This window comes from Bacillus sp. AFS023182 (genome assembly GCF_002560575.1).
Classification (GTDB): domain Bacteria; phylum Bacillota; class Bacilli; order Bacillales; family Bacillaceae_G; genus Bacillus_A; species Bacillus_A arachidis.
Window position 1 is genome coordinate 429286 of the sequence record NZ_NTRO01000004.1, and the last position, 23332, is coordinate 452617.

22 protein-coding genes are annotated in these 23332 nt (G+C 36.4%); 17 read left to right on the forward strand and 5 right to left on the reverse strand.

The window, feature by feature from the left end; genetic code table 11:
• Positions 1-25: 25 nt before the first annotated feature.
• Entirely contained in the window at positions 26-610 is a 585-nt protein-coding gene (locus CN288_RS04070; RefSeq protein WP_026590273.1) for a LysE family transporter, read from the reverse strand.
• A 114-nt stretch (positions 611-724) separates the two neighbouring features.
• On the opposite strand from CN288_RS04070, the gene CN288_RS04075 reads away from it, so the two are divergent.
• The gene (locus CN288_RS04075) at positions 725-1279 is read left to right on the forward strand and encodes a helix-turn-helix domain-containing protein (protein WP_026590274.1); all 555 of its coding nucleotides are present in this window, start codon (positions 725-727) and stop codon (positions 1277-1279) included.
• A 188-nt stretch (positions 1280-1467) separates the two neighbouring features.
• Here CN288_RS04075 and CN288_RS04080 read toward each other — a convergent pair whose 3' ends face one another.
• The gene (locus CN288_RS04080) at positions 1468-1722 is read right to left on the reverse strand and encodes a YbeF family protein (protein WP_026590275.1); all 255 of its coding nucleotides are present in this window, start codon (positions 1720-1722) and stop codon (positions 1468-1470) included.
• A gap of 221 nt (positions 1723-1943) precedes the next feature.
• Here CN288_RS04080 and CN288_RS04085 point away from each other — a divergent pair, with 221 nt between their 5' ends.
• The gene (locus CN288_RS04085; protein ID WP_026590276.1) at positions 1944-2324 is read left to right on the forward strand and encodes a YoqO family protein; all 381 of its coding nucleotides are present in this window, start codon (positions 1944-1946) and stop codon (positions 2322-2324) included.
• Between the two features lie 34 nt (positions 2325-2358).
• Here CN288_RS04085 and CN288_RS04090 read toward each other — a convergent pair whose 3' ends face one another.
• From CN288_RS04090 to CN288_RS04100, 3 genes are all read right to left on the reverse strand, one after another.
• Positions 2359-2883: a DinB family protein gene (locus CN288_RS04090; RefSeq protein ID WP_026590277.1), complete on the reverse strand. Its 525-nt coding sequence runs from the start codon at positions 2881-2883 to the stop codon at positions 2359-2361.
• A 133-nt stretch (positions 2884-3016) separates the two neighbouring features.
• Positions 3017-4084, reverse strand: coding sequence for a M24 family metallopeptidase (locus CN288_RS04095; RefSeq protein WP_026590278.1), 1068 nt, complete (start codon positions 4082-4084; stop codon positions 3017-3019).
• 293 nt (positions 4085-4377) lie between these two features.
• Positions 4378-6087, reverse strand: a complete 1710-nt coding sequence (locus CN288_RS04100; protein WP_026590279.1) for an Rqc2 family fibronectin-binding protein — start codon at positions 6085-6087, stop codon at positions 4378-4380.
• 104 nt (positions 6088-6191) lie between these two features.
• Here CN288_RS04100 and CN288_RS04105 point away from each other — a divergent pair, with 104 nt between their 5' ends.
• From CN288_RS04105 to rpe, 15 genes are all read left to right on the forward strand, one after another.
• Positions 6192-8912 carry a calcium-translocating P-type ATPase, SERCA-type gene (locus CN288_RS04105; protein WP_026590280.1) on the forward strand — a complete coding sequence of 907 codons (2721 nt, stop codon included), beginning with the start codon at positions 6192-6194 and terminating at the stop codon, positions 8910-8912.
• A 99-nt stretch (positions 8913-9011) separates the two neighbouring features.
• Positions 9012-9887 carry a YicC/YloC family endoribonuclease gene (locus CN288_RS04110; protein WP_026590281.1) on the forward strand — a complete coding sequence of 292 codons (876 nt, stop codon included), beginning with the start codon at positions 9012-9014 and terminating at the stop codon, positions 9885-9887.
• 67 nt (positions 9888-9954) lie between these two features.
• Positions 9955-10218, forward strand: a complete 264-nt coding sequence (remA, locus tag CN288_RS04115; RefSeq protein WP_001251459.1) for an extracellular matrix/biofilm regulator RemA — start codon at positions 9955-9957, stop codon at positions 10216-10218.
• A 13-nt stretch (positions 10219-10231) separates the two neighbouring features.
• A complete protein-coding gene (gmk, locus tag CN288_RS04120; RefSeq protein WP_026590282.1) occupies positions 10232-10849 on the forward strand; it encodes a guanylate kinase in 618 nt (205 codons plus the stop codon).
• A 1-nt stretch (position 10850) separates the two neighbouring features.
• Positions 10851-11063: a DNA-directed RNA polymerase subunit omega gene (gene rpoZ / locus CN288_RS04125; protein ID WP_026590283.1), complete on the forward strand. Its 213-nt coding sequence runs from the start codon at positions 10851-10853 to the stop codon at positions 11061-11063.
• A 199-nt stretch (positions 11064-11262) separates the two neighbouring features.
• Complete coding sequence (gene coaBC, locus CN288_RS04130; protein WP_090687129.1) at positions 11263-12468, forward strand: bifunctional phosphopantothenoylcysteine decarboxylase/phosphopantothenate--cysteine ligase CoaBC; 1206 nt, start codon at positions 11263-11265, stop codon at positions 12466-12468.
• The gene (priA, locus tag CN288_RS04135) at positions 12465-14870 is read left to right on the forward strand and encodes a primosomal protein N' (protein ID WP_026590285.1); all 2406 of its coding nucleotides are present in this window, start codon (positions 12465-12467) and stop codon (positions 14868-14870) included. Before coaBC ends, priA begins: the two co-directional genes overlap by 4 nt.
• A gap of 11 nt (positions 14871-14881) precedes the next feature.
• Entirely contained in the window at positions 14882-15358 is a 477-nt protein-coding gene (gene def, locus CN288_RS04140) for a peptide deformylase (protein ID WP_026590286.1), read from the forward strand.
• Between the two features lie 16 nt (positions 15359-15374).
• Complete coding sequence (gene fmt / locus CN288_RS04145) at positions 15375-16319, forward strand: methionyl-tRNA formyltransferase (RefSeq protein ID WP_026590287.1); 945 nt, start codon at positions 15375-15377, stop codon at positions 16317-16319.
• Positions 16316-17650 (forward strand): 16S rRNA (cytosine(967)-C(5))-methyltransferase RsmB, encoded by a 1335-nt coding sequence (rsmB, locus tag CN288_RS04150; RefSeq protein WP_026590288.1) that lies wholly within the window; start codon positions 16316-16318, stop codon positions 17648-17650. Before fmt ends, rsmB begins: the two co-directional genes overlap by 4 nt.
• A gap of 4 nt (positions 17651-17654) precedes the next feature.
• Positions 17655-18743, forward strand: a complete 1089-nt coding sequence (gene rlmN, locus CN288_RS04155; RefSeq protein ID WP_026590289.1) for a 23S rRNA (adenine(2503)-C(2))-methyltransferase RlmN — start codon at positions 17655-17657, stop codon at positions 18741-18743.
• A gap of 4 nt (positions 18744-18747) precedes the next feature.
• Positions 18748-19500 (forward strand): Stp1/IreP family PP2C-type Ser/Thr phosphatase, encoded by a 753-nt coding sequence (locus tag CN288_RS04160; RefSeq protein ID WP_026590290.1) that lies wholly within the window; start codon positions 18748-18750, stop codon positions 19498-19500.
• 8 nt (positions 19501-19508) lie between these two features.
• Entirely contained in the window at positions 19509-21482 is a 1974-nt protein-coding gene (gene pknB / locus CN288_RS04165) for a Stk1 family PASTA domain-containing Ser/Thr kinase (protein ID WP_090687124.1), read from the forward strand.
• A gap of 284 nt (positions 21483-21766) precedes the next feature.
• A complete protein-coding gene (rsgA, locus tag CN288_RS04170) occupies positions 21767-22648 on the forward strand; it encodes a ribosome small subunit-dependent GTPase A (protein ID WP_026590292.1) in 882 nt (293 codons plus the stop codon).
• Positions 22649-22650: 2 nt separating this feature from the next.
• Positions 22651-23295 (forward strand): ribulose-phosphate 3-epimerase, encoded by a 645-nt coding sequence (gene rpe, locus CN288_RS04175; protein ID WP_026590293.1) that lies wholly within the window; start codon positions 22651-22653, stop codon positions 23293-23295.
• Positions 23296-23332 lie beyond the last annotated feature (37 nt).

Genomic DNA, 23332 nt, shown 5'->3' on the forward strand with positions numbered 1-23332 from the left:
GGGAAACTCGGTCGTGTTTTTTAATCTATTTAACAAGAATGGATACAGCACTAAATACCAACAAAATTGCCATAACTATATTAAACTGCTGTCTATATTGTAATAAGAGCTTTTGAAAAATAGAGCCAAATAGACTCCAACTAAATGTACTCATTAAGCCAACCATTCCTAAAAATAATGAGTAAATAAGGAAGCTGGAATAGGAATGGTAATAGGGGAGAATAAAGGTTGCTACTACTGTAAGCCCAAAAAGGATACCTTTTGGATTCACAAATTGTAACAAGATACCTATTAAGAAAAGATTTCGATTCTCTTCATCATTTCCCCCCGTATTTCCTTTACTAGTAAGTGTTTTAAAAGCCAAATATAGCATATAAGCTACACCAAAAATGGTTAAAGGAAATTCAATGATTGGCAGAGTACTTGTAAGTATGATGTTAAAAAAACTACACAATAATGTGAGAACAAAAAATCCAAAACTGACTCCTAAACAAAATGTAAAGGTTTTCTTTAATCCATGTTTATTCGCAAACGTCATTGCCATGATGTTATTGGGACCTGGAGTAAAACTGCTAATAAAAACAAATAACAAAAATGAAAATAAAGGCATTTTTGGACCTACCTTTCATGGGTGTATGTTATAATGTCCAAAATGAACAATATAACGTTGTGTGTTTTATTATACAAATCGGTCGTTATAATGTATATAGATAGGAGTGATTTTATGGAAGAAATTCATCTTATTCTTGCAAGAAATTTAAAAGCGATCAGAGAGAAGGAGAAATTGAGTTTAGAAAAGGTCTCTCAATTAAGTGGAGTAAGTAAAACGATGATAGGGCAAATTGAAAGAGGTGAATCTAGTCCAACTCTTACAACAATTTGGAAAATAGCGAATGGATTGAAGGTTTCCTTTACTGCTTTAATAAATAATCCGCAGCCTGATACTACTGTGGTATTAAGAAATGAAATTCAAGTATTGTCTGAAGACAATGGAAGATATAGAGTCTATCCTTCTTTTCCATTCCAAGAGGATAGACGATTTGAAGTGTACGCTGTTGAAATTGAAAAAGACGGAGTATTAAGTTCCGAATCCCATAAAGAGGGAACTGAGGAATTTATTACTGTTTTTGATGGAGAAGTAACGATTCGTGTTAGTGAATGCAACTATACATTAAAAAGTGGTGATTCAATCAGGTTTAAGGCTGATAGACCACATACATATTATAATTCGGGAGAAACATTAGCTAGATTAAGTATGACGATATATTATCCAAGTTAATAAGTAACCTAAAAAATCGGCTTCCTTAATATAAAGGAAGCCAATTTTTTACTGGAAGAATGTTTAATCAATCATTTTTTTCGTGATGATCACTTGTATACGAAGAAATAGGACTACCTCATAGAAGTGCTGAATTTTTCTTAATTATCAATATTATGAGCGCGATTATATTACTTACATAAAAGATATTAGTGTCTCCCCTCTGCAGCTTCATAGCCCTTTACAAATAATAAAGTCATATAAGAAACGATAAATGAGAAAATGCAATACATGCCAATCCAAAAGAAAAAGGATGGGGGAAACAATGTAACTCCTATTATGAGAAAAATAGCAAACGTTACAATTGGCATCACGTAATATGTTTTTGTTCTACGTGTTCCAATTACTGAAACAATGAAAATAAGTAATGGCCAAATAAATAAGACGAACACCAATTCATTCATGGTCATGTCCCCTTTTTTGAAGAAGTAATCTGTTTCTCGTAAACGTTTTGAGAATATTGTTCTTCTAATATAATTTCAACGAGGGGTTAAAAATCCCTTTGTAAAATCAGTATATTGCAACAATTCACAAAGAGAAACCGTAAGTAAAGAAAATCTTACTTACGGTTATAATGAATGTTATAATACAAATAATCCTAAAAAATGGAATGAAAGGAGGGCTTATGTTTAAGAAAATAGGTTTTTATGGTGTGATGACTTATTTAATTGTATCTATTATTTCAAGTCGATTCATTGAAAGTGATTGGATAGCGGTTATGATTGCTGTAGTTGGATTGATTTTTGCTTTATTATATCGCCGGGGAGAATGGAAAACATATGGCCGAAAAAAGAAGCTGATTTTAAGTGTTGAGTACGTTGTTTTAATGAGTACGCTCCCATTCATCTTAATGGAAGGCGGTAAACAAATGAACACGATGCAGATTCTCCAAGGGTGGTTATCTTTTCCTAAGTTACTATATTTAATTGCTATTTTAATCATAGTGGGCATAATTGTCACAAAAGTAAATGGAAAATTATTAGTAGATAATGAATTTAAAACATAAAAAGTGCTACCTCGTTAAGAGATAGCACTTTTTATTATTTTACAACATGAGTTTTATGCATCTTTTTAATCAATCGAATTTGCCCACGATGGCTGATTTCGTCTTCAAAGACATGGAACCATTTAAAGTAGTTATTTGCAGGTTTGTCATGCCAAAACGGTGTTGTCTTATAGAGCCACTCATCCGGAAGGGATTGGAACGTTGCTATCGTTTTAGCACGAACCTCTTGTAAAGTATTTATATAGTATTCTATTGGGTGATTTTTAATGTTTTGGCGTCCAAGGTCGCCCAATTCAACTCCTGGCAACCAACGTTCTAATTCTTCGTCTGTCGGCTCGCGGTCTTCAAAGGTATGAATTTGATAATAAAACTCAACTGCAGCCATATGATACAAAAGCATACCAACAGAGTTTGCCGTATCATCGTACAAATAATCGAGTTCTTCAATTGTTAAATCTTGTACATCTTGCATTGTTGTGTAACGAGCATAATTCATCATAGAAACAAGTTTTGAAAACTCTGTGTTTAATCCATCGATCTTATCAATTACGAAATTCAATCAAAATTCCTCCTAGTAAATGACATCTTTATAGAAAGATTTCTCTATGTAGGCAGGAATTCCTGTTAGAATAATAAGAAAAAAACGCCCCTATGATAAATGAAAGAATCATTACATAGAGGAGAGTTTCTTATTAGCCTATAACAATAAGGTCTCTATTCGCCTTTGTAATTACTTCATGTCCATCTTTTGTAATGACAATATCATCTTCAATTCTACAGCCACCCCAGCTAGGGATATAAATACCTGGTTCAACAGTCACAACCATTCCTTCCTGTAAAGTTGATTTACTTTCTTTTGATAATCGAAGTGGTTCATGAAGTTCTAATCCAACGCCATGGCCAGTAGAATGACCAAAGTATTCACCGTAACCGTGATCTGTAATGTAATTTCTTGTTACATCATCAATTGTTTTTGCTGATTCGCCAGGCCGGATTGCTTCGGTTCCTCGTTTTAATGCTTCTAATACAATACCATATATCTTTTCAAATTCTTTGGAGTAACTTCCAATCGCGATAGTACGTGTTAAATCAGAGCAATACCCATTGTAAAGTGCACCAAAATCTAATGTAACCATATCTCCGTTTTCAATCATCTTATTTGTGGCAACGCCGTGAGGAAGAGAAGAACGGACTCCAGAAGCTACGATAATGTTAAATGATGAGGAAGAAGCTCCTTGTTTTCGCATAAAAAACTCTAATTCATCTCGGACATCAAATTCAGATACACCGGGTTTTAGAAATCCTGTTATATGTTGAAATGCTTCATCAGCGATACGTGCTGCAATTTTGATTGTTTCGATTTCAGATTCTTCCTTAATGGCACGGATTGTTTCTACTAGTTCACTTACTTGTACAAGTTCGATGTTTGTATATTTTTTTAACGAACTATACTGTTGTAAGGTCATATTATTTTCTTCAATTCCTAGTCTTTGGATGTTTAATTTAGTTATATGATTTGCGATCTCTTGTTCCATGTTTCCTTTATGCATAATGATTTCAGATTCTTGTACCTGTGTCTTTGCTTGATCGACATAGCGGAAATCTGTAATGAATACAGCTTCAGTTGCAGATAGTAATACGGTACCAGCGCTACCTGTAAATCCAGTTGCATACTGGCGATTTTCCTTTTTCGTAATGAGTAATCCATCTATTCCATATCGATCTAGCTGTTCTTGTATTTTCTTTATTCTTGAAGTCATTTTGATTCCTCCCTTTCACTTCCTTATATAAAGCAATAATTGTGCCAATGTAATTTTCTTTGTATAAGAAATAATTACTACATAAAGTGTCTAAAAGTTTAGGAATATAACTCTTGTTTGTGTCTATATTTTTTTACACGAAACATATAAAGTGTCAATTTTTTTTATCATTATATATTGGTTTGATAGAGGGGGATAAGGGGGGAACGTCTTTGTGAAAGACAGGAAATATAATTTTATAAGAAAAAACGCAATGATCACCCATATTCATTGCGTTTTTGTTTCCTATAATCTTAGGCCTTTAATTTCATCACGGTATCAGCATCAGGTGTTACATACAATGTTTGTTGATTATCATATGTAACAAATCCTAGTTTGGCACCGCTTGGTTTTTTAACATGGCGAATTTTTGTGAAATCTACAGGAACAGAACTAGAATCTTTTGCTTTACTGTAATAAGCAGCAAGTTTGGCAGCTTCTAGCAAAGTTTCCTCGGTCGGTTCTAATGAACGAATGACAACGTGAGAACCAGGAATATCTTTTGTATGTAACCAAATTTCATCACGGCGTGCAAACTTCGTTGTTAAATAGTCATTTTGCTTGTTATTTTTACCGACAAAAATTTCTGTTCCATCGCTAGCGATATATTTATCTAATATTGGTTTTGTCGGTTTTTTCTTTGCGTTTTTTAATTTGCGGTTACGCATGTAGCCTTCTTCAGCTAATTCTTCGCGGATTTCTTCAATATCTTTTGAAGAAGCAGCTTCCATTTGTTGAAGTAAGCTATCAAAGTAAAGGATTTCTTCATTCGTTTTTTCGATTTGTTCTTCTACAATTGCAACAGAATTTTTCGCTTTTTGATACTTTTGGAAATAACGTTGTGCATTTTCAGATGGTGTTTTTAATGGGTCTAACGTGATTTTTACTGTTCCACCATTCTCGTCGTAGTAGTTAACGGCTTCAATTTCTTTATCTCCTTTTTTTAATGCATACATGTTAGCAGTAAGAAGCTCACCGAATAATTGATATTTATCTGCTTTTCCCGCGTCTTGTAATGTTTTCTTTAATTTAACTAATTTCTTTTCGTTCTTTGTTTTTTCATTGTACATAAATCGTTCTAAATCATGTGCTTGTTGTTTTACACGGTCGCGTTCTGCTTTTCCAAAGAAGAATCGATCTAATAATTCACTTACAGATGAGAATGTTTTAGCGTCACCTTTTAAATGTGTGAGCGGGAATAGATAAAAGAACTCTTTTCCATTTGCCGTTATCATTGTTGGCTCATATTGGTGTGCTTGCAGCGGTTTTTGTAATGTGAAAAATGCTTCTGATAATGCTTTTTCATTTATCATACCGGCTTTTCTTACAACTTCTTTTGCGAATAGTGGCGAAATCCCCATAAAGGTTCCGACGAGTTGTTTATCCATATTTCCAGCCAAAAAGTCTAGTGGTCTAATAAATTCATCTTGTGTTTCAATCTGCAATGGATTGATTTTATGCTGCGCTGGTGGTGCAACATATTCTGCGCCAGCATATACAGTACGATGCCTATTTACTGCTAAAGAAACGTGCTTTAAGCTATCTAAAATGATATTCGTTTTTGCGTCTACTAAAATAATATTACTGTGACGACCCATTATTTCAATCACTAATGTTCTTAACGATTCGTCACCAATTTCGTTACGGCTTCGAACGGTAATTTGAATGATTCGTTCTAAATCGACTTGTTCAATTTTCTCAATAAATCCACCTTCTAAATGTTTGCGAAGAAGCATACAAAACATTGGTGGTAATGCAGGTGAATCATAACCTTGACTTGTAAGATGCATACGTGTGTATGTAGGGTGTGCGGAAAGAAGCAGTTTTTGATTTTTTCCGTTCGCTCGAATATGTAACAAAATCTCATATTTTGAGGGCTGATATATTTTTGAAATTCTTCCTGTTTGAAGAGAATTAGCAATTTCATGTGTAATCGCTCTTGTAAATAATCCATCGAATGCCATTATGAACACTCCTTTCTAACTAAATGTTAATTATAGCATTTTTTTGGACGGGGCTGAATAAGCTTTCATTAGAGCATGTCTGCAATCAGGAGGTCGATAGCGAGATGAATTGGTATGAAATGCGTGCGCATGAAGTGGAAGAACGAACGAATACAAATGTGAAGGTAGGGCTGTCAGAGCAAGAAGCGGAAGGACGCTTAAAGAAACTAGGTCCAAATGAATTGCAAGAAGCAAAGCGGCCTTCTGCACTCGTTGTATTTTTATCACAATTTAAAGATTTTATGGTGCTTGTTTTATTTGGTGCAACAATTATTTCAGCGTTTTTAGGAGAGTATATTGATGCAATTGCGATTGTGGCAATTGTGATTATTAATGGGATCCTTGGTTTTTTTCAGGAACGAAAAGCAGAAAAATCACTCGAAGCTTTAAAGGAACTAGCCGCCCCACAAGTAACAGTTTTACGAAATGGAAAATGGATAAAGGCGCCATCAAAAGCTCTTGTTCTTGGTGATGTCATTAAATTTTCTAGCGGGGATCGTATTGGAGCAGACATTCGTCTTATTGAAGCATCTAGTTTATATATTGAAGAATCAGCTTTAACAGGTGAATCTGTACCTGTTCAAAAGAAGGTAGAAGCATTACAAGGTGAAAATGTTGCGATTGGTGATCAAAGAAATATGGCTTTTATGGGGACGATGATAACGAGAGGATCAGGAATAGGCGTAGTAGTAGGGACAGGGATGAATACTGCAATGGGACAGATTGCAAATATGTTACAAAATGCAGAGCAAATGGAAACACCGCTGCAAAGAAGGTTAGAACAACTTGGAAAGATTCTAATCGTTGTTGCCCTTATCTTAACGACGCTTGTTGTATTAGCTGGAGTGTATCAAGGAAATGAAGTGTACCATATGTTCTTGGCGGGTGTGTCACTTGCTGTTGCGGCAATTCCAGAAGGATTACCAGCAATTGTTACGGTCGCATTGTCACTCGGTGTACAGCGTATGATTAAAAAGAGAGCGATTGTTCGAAAATTACCAGCGGTAGAAACTTTAGGATGTGCTTCTGTTATTTGTTCGGACAAAACAGGAACGATGACACAAAATAAAATGATGGTAACACATATGTGGTCAGGTGGCGAAACATGGTATGTAACAGGGCAAGGCTATGAACCTACTGGATCGTTTATGAAAGATGAGCAGAAGATTAATCCAACATCGACAAGGTCGTTATATCAATTATTAACATTCGGGTGTCTATGTAATAACGCGAGTATTGTAAAAAAGAAAAAAACGTATGTTTTAGATGGAGATCCGACAGAAGGAGCACTTGTTGCAGCAGCGATGAAAGCGGGAGTATCACGTGAAGCTTTAAAAGAGAAATTTGAAATTATTCATGAGTTCCCATTTGATTCCACACGTAAAATGATGAGTGTGATTGTCCGCGATCGTGATGGTAAAAAATTTGTAGTCACAAAAGGAGCACCGGATGTTCTTTTACAAATGAGTCAAACCATTTTGTGGGGAAATAAACAGCAACCTTTAAGTGAATTGTATCGTAAAGAAGTACAGGCGGCTATTCATAGTCTTGGAAGTCAAGCGCTTAGAACAATTGCAGTGGCTTTTAAGCCGTTAAAAGTTACGGATTCAATTGAACATGAAAGAGAAGTAGAAAAAGACTTTATGCTTGTCGGGATACAAGGAATGATAGATCCACCAAGACCAGAAGTAAAACAGGCTGTAAAAGAGTGTAAAGAGGCTGGTATTAAAACGGTAATGATTACAGGTGATCATAAAGTAACAGCGATGGCAATTGCGGAGCAGTTAGGGATTTTACCGCCGAACGGTCGTGTTATAGAAGGAGTAGAATTAGCAAATATGTCTGTAGATGAACTAGAGAATATTGTGGAAGATACTTATGTATTTGCGCGTGTATCACCGGAACATAAGTTGAAAATTGTCAAAGCTCTTCAAAATAAAGATCATATTGTTGCAATGACAGGTGATGGAGTAAATGATGCTCCAGCAATAAAAACAGCTGATATTGGGATAGCGATGGGGATTACAGGAACGGATGTAGCAAAAGAAGCGTCTTCTCTTGTATTGTTAGATGATAACTTTGCCACGATTAAATCGGCAATTAAAGAGGGAAGAAATATATATGAAAATATTCGAAAATTCATTCGTTATTTATTGGCATCAAATGTTGGAGAAATTTTGGTTATGTTATTTGCGATGATGCTCGCACTGCCACTTCCGATGGTTCCAATTCAAATTTTATGGGTCAATTTAGTAACAGATGGTTTACCTGCAATGGCATTAGGGTTAGATAAAGCTGAGGGAGATGTAATGCGAAGAAATCCACGTCATCCGAAAGAAGGGGTTTTTGCGAGAGGATTGGCTTGGAAAATTGTGAGCCGTGGCTTTTTAATTGGTATTGTAACCTTGCTCGCATTTATTATTGCGTTTAATCAACATCCAAATGAATTGAAATATGCACAAACAGTAGCTTTTGCTACATTAGTTTTAGCGCAGCTTATTCATGTATTTGATTGCCGAAGTGAACATTCTATATTCCATCGTAATCCTTTTGGAAACGTGTATTTGGTTGGAGCAGTTATTATCTCGGTGTTATTAATGCTTGTGGTTATTTATTATCCACCATTGCAACCGATTTTTAGTACGATGCCAGTTCAAGCGAGAGATTGGTTATTAATTGTTGGTCTATCGTCTATTCCAACATTTTTATTAGTGGGCTCTTTATTGACAGGGAAAAAGGAGAAGAAGAAGCGTGTGTTGTATAAGAAAGGGCTAAACTTGAAATAGTCAATGATATGAAAATGTGATATAATTTACGAAAGGTAGTAGAGTTGCATCTCTATTACCTTTTTCATTGAGTTATTTCATGGCGTGGATGTGATAAAAATGATTTCTAGTATGACAGGTTTTGGAAGGTCGAAGGTAGAAAACGAAACTTTTCAAATTACAGTAGAAATGAAGTCAGTGAATCATCGGTTTTTAGAGATGAACATTCGACTTCCGAAACAAATGATGGTTTTTGAGGACAAAATTCGTAAGTTAATTGCAGAACAAGTTCGCCGCGGACGTATTGAAGTGTCTGTTAGCATTACGGGTGAAGGGCTTGTGGAAAGAAAGCTGAGTGTGAATTGGCCACTTCTTGAGCAGTACAAATCCATTATGGAAGACGTGAAAACAAAATTTCAATTACAAGATTCCATTACGCTTCAACAACTCATGGAGATGCCAGAAGTAACGGCAATTGAGGAAATGGAAAATGAAAATGAACAATTTGAACAAAGTTTATATGAAGCTGTTCGCCAAGCTGCTAGTATGTTAAAAACAATGAGAGATGGCGAAGGAGAACGCTTACATAAAGATATAGTATATCGTCTACAAGAGATTCATAATTGTGTAAATGCGATTATTCCGCACGCACCGATTGTGATTCAAAAATATCGTGAGCGATTAGAAAATCGCTTAAAGGAATTACATAATCAGGATTTAGATGAACAACGACTGCTGACAGAAGTAGCGATGTTTGCAGAGCGGTGTGATATTCATGAAGAATTAGTTCGTTTGCAAAGTCACTTGGATCAATTTCAAGAAGCGCTTGAGATTGCAGAGCCTGTTGGAAGAAAAATGGACTTTATCGTACAGGAGATGCATCGTGAAATTAATACAATTGGTTCTAAGGCAAACGACTTAACAATTTCAAAATATGTTGTAGAAATGAAAAATAATCTTGAAAAAATTCGTGAACAGGTACAAAATATTGAGTAGCTGTCAAAAAATATATAAAGTTATACGTGGTGGGGAAATCGGATAGACTTACTAGGAGGCGCAAACTATGGCCATGCGGTTTTTAAATATTGGATATGGAAATATCGTATCTGCTCATCGAATTATTGCAATTGTAAGTCCGGAGTCAGCTCCTATTAAACGAACAGTGCAGGAAGCGCGTGAACATAACGTGTTATTAGATGCTACGTATGGGAGAAAAACAAGGGCGGTTATTGTTATGGATGATGGACATATTGTATTAAGTCCAATTCAACCAGAGACGATTGCACATCGTTTAAATAATAAAGAAGATTTAAGTGAGGAAGGGTAGGTTTTACATATTTATGAGAAGTAGAAGAGGGTTGCTCATCGTTCTTTCAGGACCTTCTGGCGTTGGGAAAGGGACAGTTCGAAAAGAATTGTTCAGCCATGAAGATACAAAATTCCAATACTCTATTTCAGTAACGACACGTAAGCCACGTGAAGGTGAAGTAGATGGTGTGGATTATTTCTTTAAAGAGAGAGAAGAGTTTGAAGAAATGATTCGTAACGAAAAGCTACTTGAGTGGGCAGAGTTCGTTGGGAATTACTATGGAACACCAATCGATTATGTTGAAAAGACATTGCAAGAAGGAAAAGATGTGTTCTTAGAAATTGAAGTACAAGGAGCAATCCAAGTAAAGAAAGCTTTCCCTGAAGGTGTATTTATTTTCTTAGCTCCTCCAAGCTTATCAGAGCTTAAGAATCGCATCGTGGGTCGTGGTACAGAGACTGAGGATGTTATTGAAAATCGTTTAACTGTAGCAAAAGAAGAAATCGAGATGATGGACGCTTATGACTATGTAGTAGAAAATGATAAAGTAGAACTTGCTTGTGATCGCATTAAAGCTATTGTGGTTGGTGAACATTGCCGCCGAGAAAGAGTAGCGAAATATTATAAAGAAATGACGGAGGGTATATAATATGTTAAATCCATCAATTGATTCATTACTAAAAAAAATCGACTCTAAATATACATTAGTAACGGTAGCTGCAAAACGCGCTCGTGAAATGCAAATAGCTAACAACTGTGCAATTGAAAAACCTGTTTCTCATAAATGTGTAGGAAAAGCGTTGGAAGAAATCGATGCAGAAGCATTAAATTATGTACCAAGCGAAGAGAAAGTATCTGATTAAGGCATTCTCTTCGACAAATGAAAACATAGAATTTATACTTTTCTATGTAACGGTAACAACCTATTTACAAGTAGGTTGTTATTTTTTTACGATAGAGCTAAAAAGACATAGCTTTTTGTTTAATGAAATACTGGCACTGACGAACTGGAATGAATACATTCCAGCAGAATAAGTTTGAAAAAGAAAGAGGACGAGTCATATGCTAAAAGAGAAAAAGATACTTCTATGTGTGACAGGGGGCATCGCTGTTTTTAAGGCAGCTGCGTTAACGAGTAAATTAACACAAGCAGGGGCACTTGTAAAAGTAATGATGAGTGAATCGGCGATGAAATTTGTTACACCTCTTACATTTCAAGCGCTTTCTCGCCATGATGTATATACGGATACATTTGATGAAAAAGATTCAGCAGTTATCGCTCATATTGATTTAGCAGATTGGGCAGACATTGTGCTTGTTGCTCCAGCAACAGCAAATTGTATCGGAAAACTAGCAAATGGTATTGCTGATGATATGATTACAACAACATTGTTAGCTACTACAGCTCCAGTCTGGATTGCACCTGCTATGAATGTGCATATGTATGAAAATAAAATTGTTCAAAAGAATATGATGACGTTAAAAGCATTGGGATATACATTTATTGAGCCTGGAGAAGGTTTTTTAGCATGCGGGTATGTTGCGAAAGGTCGATTAGAGGAACCGGAAACAATTATTAATCGGTTACAAGAAGCTTTTTCAGAACATAAACCATTAAAAGGAAAGAAAATTTTAGTAACTGCTGGTCCAACTCGTGAGAAGATTGATCCAGTACGTTTTATGACGAATTTTTCTTCAGGGAAAATGGGGTATGCGCTAGCGGAAGTTGCTGCTCACTTAGGAGCGGATGTAATACTTGTTTCCGGTCCAACTGCAATCACACCACCTGTAAATGTAACAACTGTGCAAGTAGAATCTGCACAAGATATGTTAGAAGCTGTCATGCAACATTATGGATCTATGGATGTCGTTATTAAAACAGCAGCAGTAGCAGATTATCGCCCAAAATTTGTGCATGATCAGAAGATGAAAAAGAAAAGTGGCGATGCAGTTATTGAGTTAGAAAGAACAATTGATATTTTGAAAACTCTCGGGGAGAAAAAGGAGCATCAACTTCTTATCGGTTTTGCTGCTGAAACGACAAATATAGAAGAATATGCAACGAAAAAGTTACGTGAAAAAAATGCGAATATGATTGTAGCAAATGATGTGAAAGCGCAAGGCGCAGGATTTGGTACGGATACAAATATTGTAACAATGTATAGAAAAGATGGAGAAATTATTCGATTGCCTCTTTTAACAAAGAAAGAAGTTGCACATGAAATTTTAATGCAAATTGAAGCAATGTTAGAAGAGGATCGTGTATGAAATTTGCAAGTGTAATTGTTGATGTACCGGCACGGCAAACAGATCGCCCGTTTGATTATATAATCCCTAAGAAATGGGAAGATATTGTACAAACAGGTATGCGTGTAGTCGTTCCGTTTGGTCCAAGGAAATTACAAGGTTTTATTATTGAAATAAAAGATTCAGTTGATGTGGAAAGTAAGAAGTTAAAAGCGTTGTATGAAATACTAGATGTTACCCCAGTTTTAAATGAAGAGTTATTAAAAATTGGATTTTGGCTAACAGATGAAACGCTATGTTATATGATTTCAGCTTTTCAAGTTATGCTTCCAACTGCAATAAAAGCAACTTATAAAAAGCGACTACAGCTCCATAAACCAGAAGAAGTAGCGCCGGAAATTTGTAATTTATTTCAAGGGAAAGAAGCGATAGATTGGGAAGAAGTTGCCGCGCACCCACATATGTATCGCACAGTTCAAAAAGAGATAGTAAATGGAACGATTGAAGTCATCTATAAAGTAAAGGATAAAGTGCAAAAGAAGAAACAAAGAGTGGTTCAACCAGAATTGCCACAGGAACAATTAGAGGCAGCTGCATTTGAGCTGAAAAGTAAAAAGCAACAGGATGTACTTTATTATTTTGTAGAAAATTATCACAGTGTGGCATTAAAAACATTAACGGAAGAGCTGCAAATAACAGATGCACCTGTGAAGTCGCTTGTAAAAAAAGGATTGCTTTTAGAAAAGTATGTTGAAGTATACCGTAACCCATATGACGACGAAGCTTTTGAACAGACAAAGCCATTTCCGCTCACAGATGAACAAAACCAAGTGATTACGCCTATTTTGTCATCTATTGAGGATGGAACATATAATCCGTTTTTACTATATGGTGTTACAGGAAGCGGTAAAACAGAAGTGTATTTGCAATCCATTGCTGCGGTATTAAAAAAAGGTAAGGAAGCCATTGTACTCGTTCCTGAAATTGCATTAACACCACAAATGGTGGACCGTTTTAAAGGACGATTTGGCTCGCAAGTTGCAGTTCTTCATAGTGCTCTTTCTGTTGGGGAAAAATATGATGAATGGCGAAAAATTTTAAGAAAAGAAGTAAAGGTTGTTGTTGGAGCACGCTCTGCTATTTTTGCTCCATTTGAAAACTTAGGAATTATTATTATTGATGAAGAACATGAATCAAGTTATAAACAAGAAGATAATCCGAGATATCATGCTAGGGATGTTGCGATTTGGCGAGGACAATATCATAATTGTCCAATTGTGCTCGGCAGTGCAACACCGACACTGGAATCGTTTGCTAGAGCGAAAAAAGGTGTTTATGAGCTACTAACTATGCAAAAGCGTATGAATGAACAGGCGTTGCCAACAGTAGAAATTGTTGACATGCGTGAGGAACTGCGTGATGGAAATCGATCGATGTTTTCCAAGTTACTTTATGAGAAGATAGCGGACCGGTTAGAAAAGAAAGAACAAATGGTTCTTTTTTTAAATCGAAGAGGCCATTCAACGTTTGTCATGTGTCGTGATTGTGGTTATGTCGTGCAATGTCCACACTGTGATATATCACTCACCTATCATAAAATGAATCATCGTTTAAAATGTCACTATTGTAGTTATGAGGAAAGTATGCCAACTGCTTGTCCTGCTTGTAACAGTTCGTATATTCGTTTCTTTGGGACAGGAACACAAAAGGTAGAAGAAGAAATTACAAAGCTATTTCCAGAGGCAAGGGTTATTCGTATGGATGTTGATACAACGAGTCGCAAAGGAATGCATGAAAAGTTATTAAAAGCCTTTGGTGAAGAGAAAGCTGATATCTTACTTGGAACACAGATGATAGCTAAAGGGCTTGATTTTCCAATGGTTACGCTTGTTGGTGTTTTAACAGCTGATACGATGCTGCATTTACCGGATTTTCGTGCAAGCGAGAAGACGTATCAGTTATTGACACAGGTGAGTGGACGTGCAGGTCGACATGAATTACCAGGAGAAGTAGTGATTCAAACATATACGCCAGAACATTATAGCGTAGAACTGGCAAAGAATCAGCAGTACGATGTATTTTTTGAACAAGAAATGCAAATGAGAAAAATGAGGCAATACCCGCCGTATTACTATGTCGCACTTGTAACCGTTTCACATCCAGAGTTATTAAAAGCAGTTCAAGTAACGGAAAAAATTGTCGGTTATTTACGAACGCATTGCTCACAGCAAACAATGGTGTTAGGACCGGTTGCTTCAGCAATTCCAAGGATAAAAGATAGATATCGATACCAATGCATGATAAAATACAAGCGGGAACCAAACTTAAAGTACGTGCTTAAAATGGTAAATGAACATTATCAGGCAGAAATGCAAAAAGATTTGCAGATCTCAATCGACTTTAATCCAACAATGTTAATGTAGCGGAGGAAAATATGGCAGTTTTAGAAATTGTAAAGCACCCAGATGAAGTGTTAGAAACCCCATGTGAACGGGTAATCAACTTTGATAAAAAGTTAGTGAATTTGTTAAAAGATATGCACGAAACAATGTTAGTTGCAGATGGAGTCGGTCTAGCAGCGCCGCAAGTCGGTGTAAGTTTGCAAGTGGCAGTTGTTGATATTGGTGATGACACTGGAAAAATCGAACTGATTAATCCAGTTATTTTAGAAAAACGTGGTGAACAAGTAGGTCCCGAAGGCTGCTTAAGCTTTCCGGGACTTTATGGTGAAGTGGAGCGTGCAGAGTATATTAAAGTACGTGCGCAAAATCGTCGTGGTAAAATCTTTTTGTTAGAAGCAAATGATTTTTTAGCACGCGCAATCCAACATGAAATCGATCATTTACACGGTGTGTTGTTTACATCAAAAGTGACGAGATATTACGAGGAAAATGAATTAGAAGAGATGTAAAAGGAGCGGTTTTTGAATGATAAAAGTAGTATTCATGGGAACACCGGACTTTTCTGTACCGGTGCTTCGTCGTCTTATTGAAGATGGATATGATGTGATTGGTGTTGTAACGCAGCCAGATCGTCCAGTAGGCAGAAAAAAAGTTATGACACCAACACCTGTTAAGGTGGAAGCGGAAAAACATGGTATCCCAGTATTACAACCGTTAAAAATTCGTGAAAAAGACGAATATGAAAAAGTATTGGCATTAGAGCCCGATTTAATTGTAACAGCTGCGTTTGGACAAATTGTGCCAAATGAAATTTTAGAAGCACCGAAGTACGGATGTATTAATGTCCATGCTTCATTACTGCCAGAGCTTCGCGGTGGTGCACCAATCCATTATTCCATCATGCAAGGAAAAGAAAAAACAGGTATTACAATTATGTATATGGTGGAAAAATTAGATGCTGGTGATATTTTAACGCAAGTAGAAGTGGAAATTGAAGAGCGTGAAACAACTGGTTCATTATTTGATAAATTGAGTGAGGCTGGAGCGCATTTATTATCAAAAACAGTTCCACTTTTAATACAAGGGAAATTAGAACCAATTAAACAAAATGAGGATCAAGTAACATTTGCTTACAATATTAAACGTGAACAAGAAAAGATTGATTGGACGAAAACAGGAGAGGAAGTATATAACCATATTCGTGGTTTAAATCCGTGGCCAGTTGCTTATACGACTTTAGCAGGACAAGTTGTAAAAGTATGGTGGGGCGAAAAAGTTCCTGTAACTATGCAGGCTGAAGCGGGTTCTATTGTAGCGATTGAAGAAGATGGTTTCGTTGTGGCAACAGGGAATGAAACGGGTGTTAAAATTACTGAACTGCAGCCATCTGGTAAAAAACGTATGAGCTGTTCACAATTTTTACGTGGAACAAAACCTGAAATTGGGACGAAGTTAGGAGAAGACGCATGAGACAGAATGTTCGTGAGTTAGCTCTTGATGGTTTAATGCAAGTTGAAAAAAGTGGTGCTTATAGTAACTTACTTTTAAATAACTTGATTGAGAAGAGTCAAATTGATAGAAAAGATGTTGGTTTATTAACAGAAATCGTTTATGGAACGATTCAACGTCGTGATACGCTTGATTATTATTTACAACCATTTTTAAGAAAAAAGGTAGAGGCATGGGTAAAAGTTTTACTACGTCTGTCCCTATATCAAATGGTATATTTAGATCGTGTTCCAGAAAGAGCGGTAATTCATGAAGCGGTTGAAATTGCAAAACGCCGTGGTCATAAAGGGATTGCAGGAATGGTAAATGGAGTACTGCGCTCAATTCAACGTGAAGGTGTGCCGTCTTTAGAAGAAATACAAAATCCGATATCGCGACTTGCTGTTGCAACGAGTCATCCAGAATGGCTTGTAAAAGAGTGGACTGCAGCATATGATTTAGAAACAGCGGAAAAAATGTGTGAAATGAACTTGATTCCACCTGTTTCAGCAGCGCGTGTAAATGTCGATAAGGGAACAGTAGAAGAAGCGATTAGCTTATTAGAAGATGAAGGCGTAGAGGCAAAACGTGGTGATTTATCCGAAGATGCTATCCAACTTGAAAAAGGAAATGTAGCGCATACAGAAGCGTTTCAAAAAGGTTTCCTCTCTATTCAAGATGAAAGCTCAATGCTTGTTGCACGTGCTCTAGAACCAGAAGAAGGAGATATGGTTCTAGATAGCTGCGCAGCACCTGGTGGGAAAACAACACATATTGCAGAACGCTTAAAGGGAACTGGACAGGTGATGTCGCTTGATTTACATCCGCATAAAGTTCGTTTAATTCAGCAACAAGCGAAGCGCCTTGATTTAGAAAATGTTGAAACAAAGGCACTTGATGCCAGAAAAGTTCAAGAGCATTTTGCAAGCGAAAGCTTTGATAAAATATTAGTGGATGCACCGTGTTCTGGGTTTGGTGTAATTAGACGTAAACCTGATATTAAATTAGGGAAAGAGAAAGGCGATAGTGAAAGACTGTCGACAATTCAGCTATCGATACTAGAAAAGGTAGCTCCTCTGTTAAAAGCAGGTGGTCGCCTTGTTTATAGTACGTGCACAATTGAAAAAATAGAAAATGAGCAAGTGATAGAGCGATTTTTACAAGAGCATCCTGAATTTACATGGGATACTACTATGAAAGAACGCATGCCAGAAAAATTACGTCCCTATATAAATGAGGGACAAGTACAAATTTTACCGCATTATTTTGCAACAGATGGCTTTTATATTGCTTGTTTAAGAAAGAAGGTGTAGCATCATGGAAACGACTGTAAAAAAACAAAAGAAAAATTTAGAAACAAAAAAACCATCTATTTACTCTTTACAACTTCATGAAATGCAAGATTGGTTAAAGGAAAAAGGTGAACCGAAATTCCGTGCAGGTCAAATTTTTGATTGGTTATATAAAAAACGTGTAAAAAATTATGAGGATATGACAAACCTTTCCAAAGGATTGCGTGATAAATTGTCGAATTCCTTTGATATTACTACTTTAAATACGCTAGTAAAACAAACATCTTCTGATGGAACCATTAAATTTTTATTCCAATTATATGATGGGTATTCTATTGAGACAGTATTAATGCGACATGAATATGGAAATTCCATTTGTGTAACAACGCAAGTTGGATGTCGTATTGGCTGTACATTTTGTGCATCTACACTAGGTGGTTTAAAACGAAATCTAGAGGCTGGGGAAATTGTAGCACAAGTAGTTGAGGTTCAACGTGCGCTTGATGAGACAGAAGAACGCGTGAGCTCTCTTGTTGTAATGGGTATCGGAGAACCGTTTGATAATTACGATAATTTAATGGCGTTCCTACGCATTGTAAATCATGAAAAAGGAATCCACATTGGTGCGCGTCATATGACGGTTTCAACAAGTGGAATTATCCCGAAAATTTATAAGTTCGCTGAAGAAGATATGCAAATTAACTTTGCGATTTCATTGCATGCTCCAAATACAGAATTACGTTCAAAATTAATGCCAATTAACCGTGCATATAAGCTGCCAGATTTAATGGAAGCTATTAAATACTATGTAAATAGAACGGGGCGTCGTATTACATTTGAATATGGTTTATTTGGAGGAGAAAATGACCAAGTTGAGCACGCTGAAGAACTTGCTCAATTGTTAAAAGGTGTAAAGTGTCATGTGAACTTAATTCCGGTAAACTACGTACCAGAGCGCGATTATGTAAGAACGCCACGTGAGCAAATTTTCTTATTTGAAAAAACGCTAAAAGACCGTGGAGTGAATGTAACGATTCGCCGTGAACAAGGTCATGATATTGATGCTGCCTGCGGTCAGTTGCGTGCAAAGGAGCGCAAAGAAGAGACGAGGTGACAAGATGAAAGCCGTGTTTCTATCGGATAAAGGTAAAGTTCGTCAACATAATGAAGATAGTGCAGGAGTTTTTCATAATTTAGATGGAGATATTTTAGCTGTAGTAGCTGATGGAATGGGAGGTCATCGAGCTGGCGATGTTGCTAGCTCGATGGCCATTCAATTATTCCATGATTATTGGAAGCAAACGTATAGTATGGATACACCAAAAAAGGCGGAAGAATGGTTACATATAAACGTTGAAATGATTAACGAGAGGGTATACGAATACTCGAAGCAACATGTAGAGTGCAATGGTATGGGAACCACTGTTATTGTTGCAATTTGTACGGCAGGGTTTGTAACAATTGGACATATAGGAGATAGTCGTTGTTACATGTTATCAGATGGTGAGATTTCACTTATAACTGAGGATCATTCACTTGTAAATGAACTTGTCAGGTATGGTGAAATTTCAAAAGAAGATGCAGAGTATCATCCAAAAAAGAACGTGCTTTTACGAGCGCTTGGAACAGAAGAAAAAGTTGGATTAGATGTTAAAACATTAGTGTTAGAAGAAAATGATCAATTGCTTCTTTGCTCTGACGGATTATCAAATAAAGTTGCTATGGATGATATGCGAAAAATTTTGCTATTAAACGAACAGCTCGAGACAAAGGGAGAACGTCTTATTCAACTTGCGAATGATCGTGGTGGAGAAGATAATATTACTCTTGTCATTGTTGATTATGTGGATTCGGCAAACGAAAGTAGGTGAATAACAACGTGATGATTGGAAAACGCCTAAACGACCGTTATAAGCTGCTAAAAATGATTGGTGGCGGAGGAATGGCCAATGTATATTTAGCTCATGATGATATACTAGGCCGGGATGTAGCGGTAAAAATACTACGACTCGATTATGCGAATAATGATGAGTTTATTAAACGTTTTCATCGAGAAGCGCAATCTGTTACAACGTTGTCGCATCCAAATATTGTGAATATGTATGATGTTGGGGAAGAAGATGGAATTTATTATCTTGTTATGGAATATGTACCTGGACAAACATTAAAGCAATACATAAATCAGCGTGGGATGTTACCTATAGGGGAAGCCCTTGATATTATGGAGCAGCTAACATCTGCAATGGCACACGCTCATCATTTTGAAATTGTCCATCGAGATATAAAACCACATAACATCTTAATTCGGAATGATGGAATTGTGAAAGTGACCGATTTTGGTATTGCGACAGCTACAAGTGCAACGACGATAACGCATACGAACTCTGTACTCGGTTCTGTTCATTATTTGTCGCCAGAACAAGCGCGCGGAGGCATAGCAAATAAACAATCGGATATTTACTCACTTGGGATTGTTATGTTTGAATTGTTAACAGGTCGTCAACCTTTCTCAGGGGAATCGGCAGTTGCGGTAGCTTTAAAACACTTACAAAATGAGACGCCGTCTCCAAAGCGATGGAATCCGGATATTCCACAAAGTGTAGAAAATATTATTTTAAAAGCAACCGCAAAAGATCCATTTCATCGCTATCAGTCTGCTAATGCGATGAAAAGAGACATTGAAACAGCTTTATATCCAGAACGGATTAATGAGCAACCATTCTATATACCTGAAGATATGGAAGCGACGAAAGCAATTCCAATTATTCAACAAGAACAATTATTTGAAAATGTAAGTGATGAAACAATTGTATTGAATGGAAGTAAGGTAGACGAACAGATAAAAAATGAAGAAGTGAAACCAAACGAGAAAAAAAAGCGAAGTAACAAATTGTTGAAAATTTTAATTACAACATTTTTACTTTTAGCAATCGGTATAACGTTAGCCCTTACTGTGATTCCAGGGTTCTTTATACCGAAAGAAGTGAAAATTCCAGATGTGTCTAGTATGAAATATGAAGCAGCTGTGAATGCACTTGTTGAGAAAGGTTTTGAGGTTGCTGAGCCTAACATTGTTTATACAGATAAAGTAGAAGCAGGAAAGGTGATTAAAACAAATCCAGCAGCGGGAAGAGTTGTAAAGGAAAATACAAAAATCACTATTTATCAATCTGGCGGAAAACAAAAGAATAAGATGAGTAATTTAATTGGGCAAGATTTTGAAACCTTGAAAAAAGAATTAGAAGGGAAGTATAAAATTATTGTCCCATACTATATTGAAAGTGAAAAACCAAAAGGTGAAGTTGTTGAGCAAATTCCAACGGCAGATCAAATGGTTGTTGAAGCTGAGCAAGATGTAAAAGTGTGGATAAGTAAAGGTCCGTACCAAATTCGACCTGTTGATTTTTCTGGGTGGACTGAAAATAGCGTGAATAGCTATTTAAGTGAAAAGAAACTGGTTCCAGATGTGAAAAGAGAATATTCAGATACAGTTGATAAAGGACTGGTAATTTCACAATCACCAAAACCAGGAATACCGCTAAAAGAAGGGGATAAAGTAACGATTACTGTCTCTGATGGTCCGAAACCAAAAGTAACGAAAACAGTAAAAGTGGATAACATCCCGATTCCTTACGAGTCTCCTGTAGTAGGTGAGAAAAAACCGCAAACAATTGAGATATATAAAGAAGATATGCAGCAGAAAATGGATAAACCGATTGAAACACGGACGATAACAGAGTCAACTACTATTTCTTTAGCATTTGTTATCCAAGAAGGAACAAAAGGTCATTATAAAATTGTTCGAGATGGAACGACAATTATTGATAAAGATGTACCATATCCAGCTGAGTAAAGGTGTGTCTCCATATTATGGATTCCACCTTCTTTGTATGGAAAGTGGAATTTGTTGTTCTTGCCTGTTATGCTGTTAACGTAGCGGATGGGAAAAATGGCGAAAATTTACGTTTTGAAATAGAAGAACGGCCATAAAAGTGAAGTGAAAATAAAGGGGAATCTGAACTGGTAGTTAGTTTTATCCCAGTACTCGCTGGCAGTACCTCGTCTCAAAGCATGTAAAAGTCTGTTTGATGAAGGGCTGATAAAAATTTTACTTTATATAGAATAAAGGAGAATTATATGGCAGAAGGAAAAATTGTAAAAGCTTTGAGTGGCTTTTATTATGTGCAGCATGAAGATGGCATTACACAATGTCGCGGTCGTGGTGTGTTCAGAAAAAATAAAATTACACCGCTTGTAGGAGATCAAGTAGTTTTTCAAGCGGATAATCCGAATGAAGGCTATGTTTTAGAGGTTTTTGAGCGGAAGAATGAACTTGTTAGACCGCCAATTGCTAATGTAGATCAAGCAATCCTTGTTTTTTCAGCGGTTGAACCAGATTTTAATCCGGGGTTATTAGATCGATTTCTCGTATTAATTGAACATCATAACATTAAACCGATTATTTGTATTAGCAAAATGGATTTAGTAGATGAAAAAATGCGAGAAACTGTTGAATCTTATGCGAATGATTATCGTGAAATGGGATATGATGTGTTGTTTACTTCTATAAATACATCGGAAAGTATTGATATTCTCAAACCATTTTTAGAAGGTTGTGTCTCAGTTGTTGCAGGACAGTCTGGTGTGGGTAAATCTTCCATGTTAAATGTATTACGCCCAGATTTAGCGTTAAAAACGAATGATATTTCCTCTCATTTAGGACGTGGAAAGCACACGACAAGACATGTGGAATTAATTGCAGTAGGAAGCGGTCTTGTTGCAGATACACCTGGTTTTAGCTCTCTTGATTTTATTGACATAGAAGTAGAAGATCTTACGCATTGTTTTCCAGAGTTGAAAGAAGAAAGCCAATACTGTAAGTTTAGAGGGTGTACACATCTTTCAGAGCCGAAATGTGCGGTAAAAGCTGCAGTTGAAGAAGGAAAGATTACGCAATATCGTTATGAACATTACAAACAATTTGTAGAAGAAATTAGAGAGAGAAAGCCGAGGTATTAATTATGATTAAAATTGCACCATCGATTTTATCAGCAGATTTTTCCAAACTAGGGGAAGAAATTAAAGATGTAGAAAAGGGCGGAGCGGATTATATCCATGTTGATGTAATGGACGGCCATTTTGTTCCAAACATTACAATTGGTCCATTAATTGTAGAAGCGATTCGTCCAATTACATCTTTACCATTAGATGTACATTTAATGATTGAAAATCCGGATAACTATATTCCTACTTTTGCAAAAGCTGGAGCGGATATTATTACTGTTCATGTAGAGGCTTGCCCACATTTACATCGTACAATTCAATTAATTAAATCGCATGGTATTAAAGCTGGGGTTGTATTAAATCCTCACACACCAGTTTCAATGATTGAACACGTATTAGAAGATGTTGATATGGTATTACTTATGACAGTAAATCCAGGGTTTGGTGGACAGAAGTTTATTCATTCTGTATTACCGAAAATTAAACAAGTTGCAGAGATGGTCAAAGAGCGTAATTTACAAGTAGAAATCGAAGTTGATGGTGGTGTAAACACTGAGACTGCAAGACTTTGTGTGGAAGCAGGAGCGAATGTTCTTGTAGCAGGATCGGCAGTTTACAATCAAAAAGACCGCGGTGAAGCAATTCGAATAATTCGTGGATAAGGAATAGATGTAAGAAAACTTTCATGACCTGTAAGAA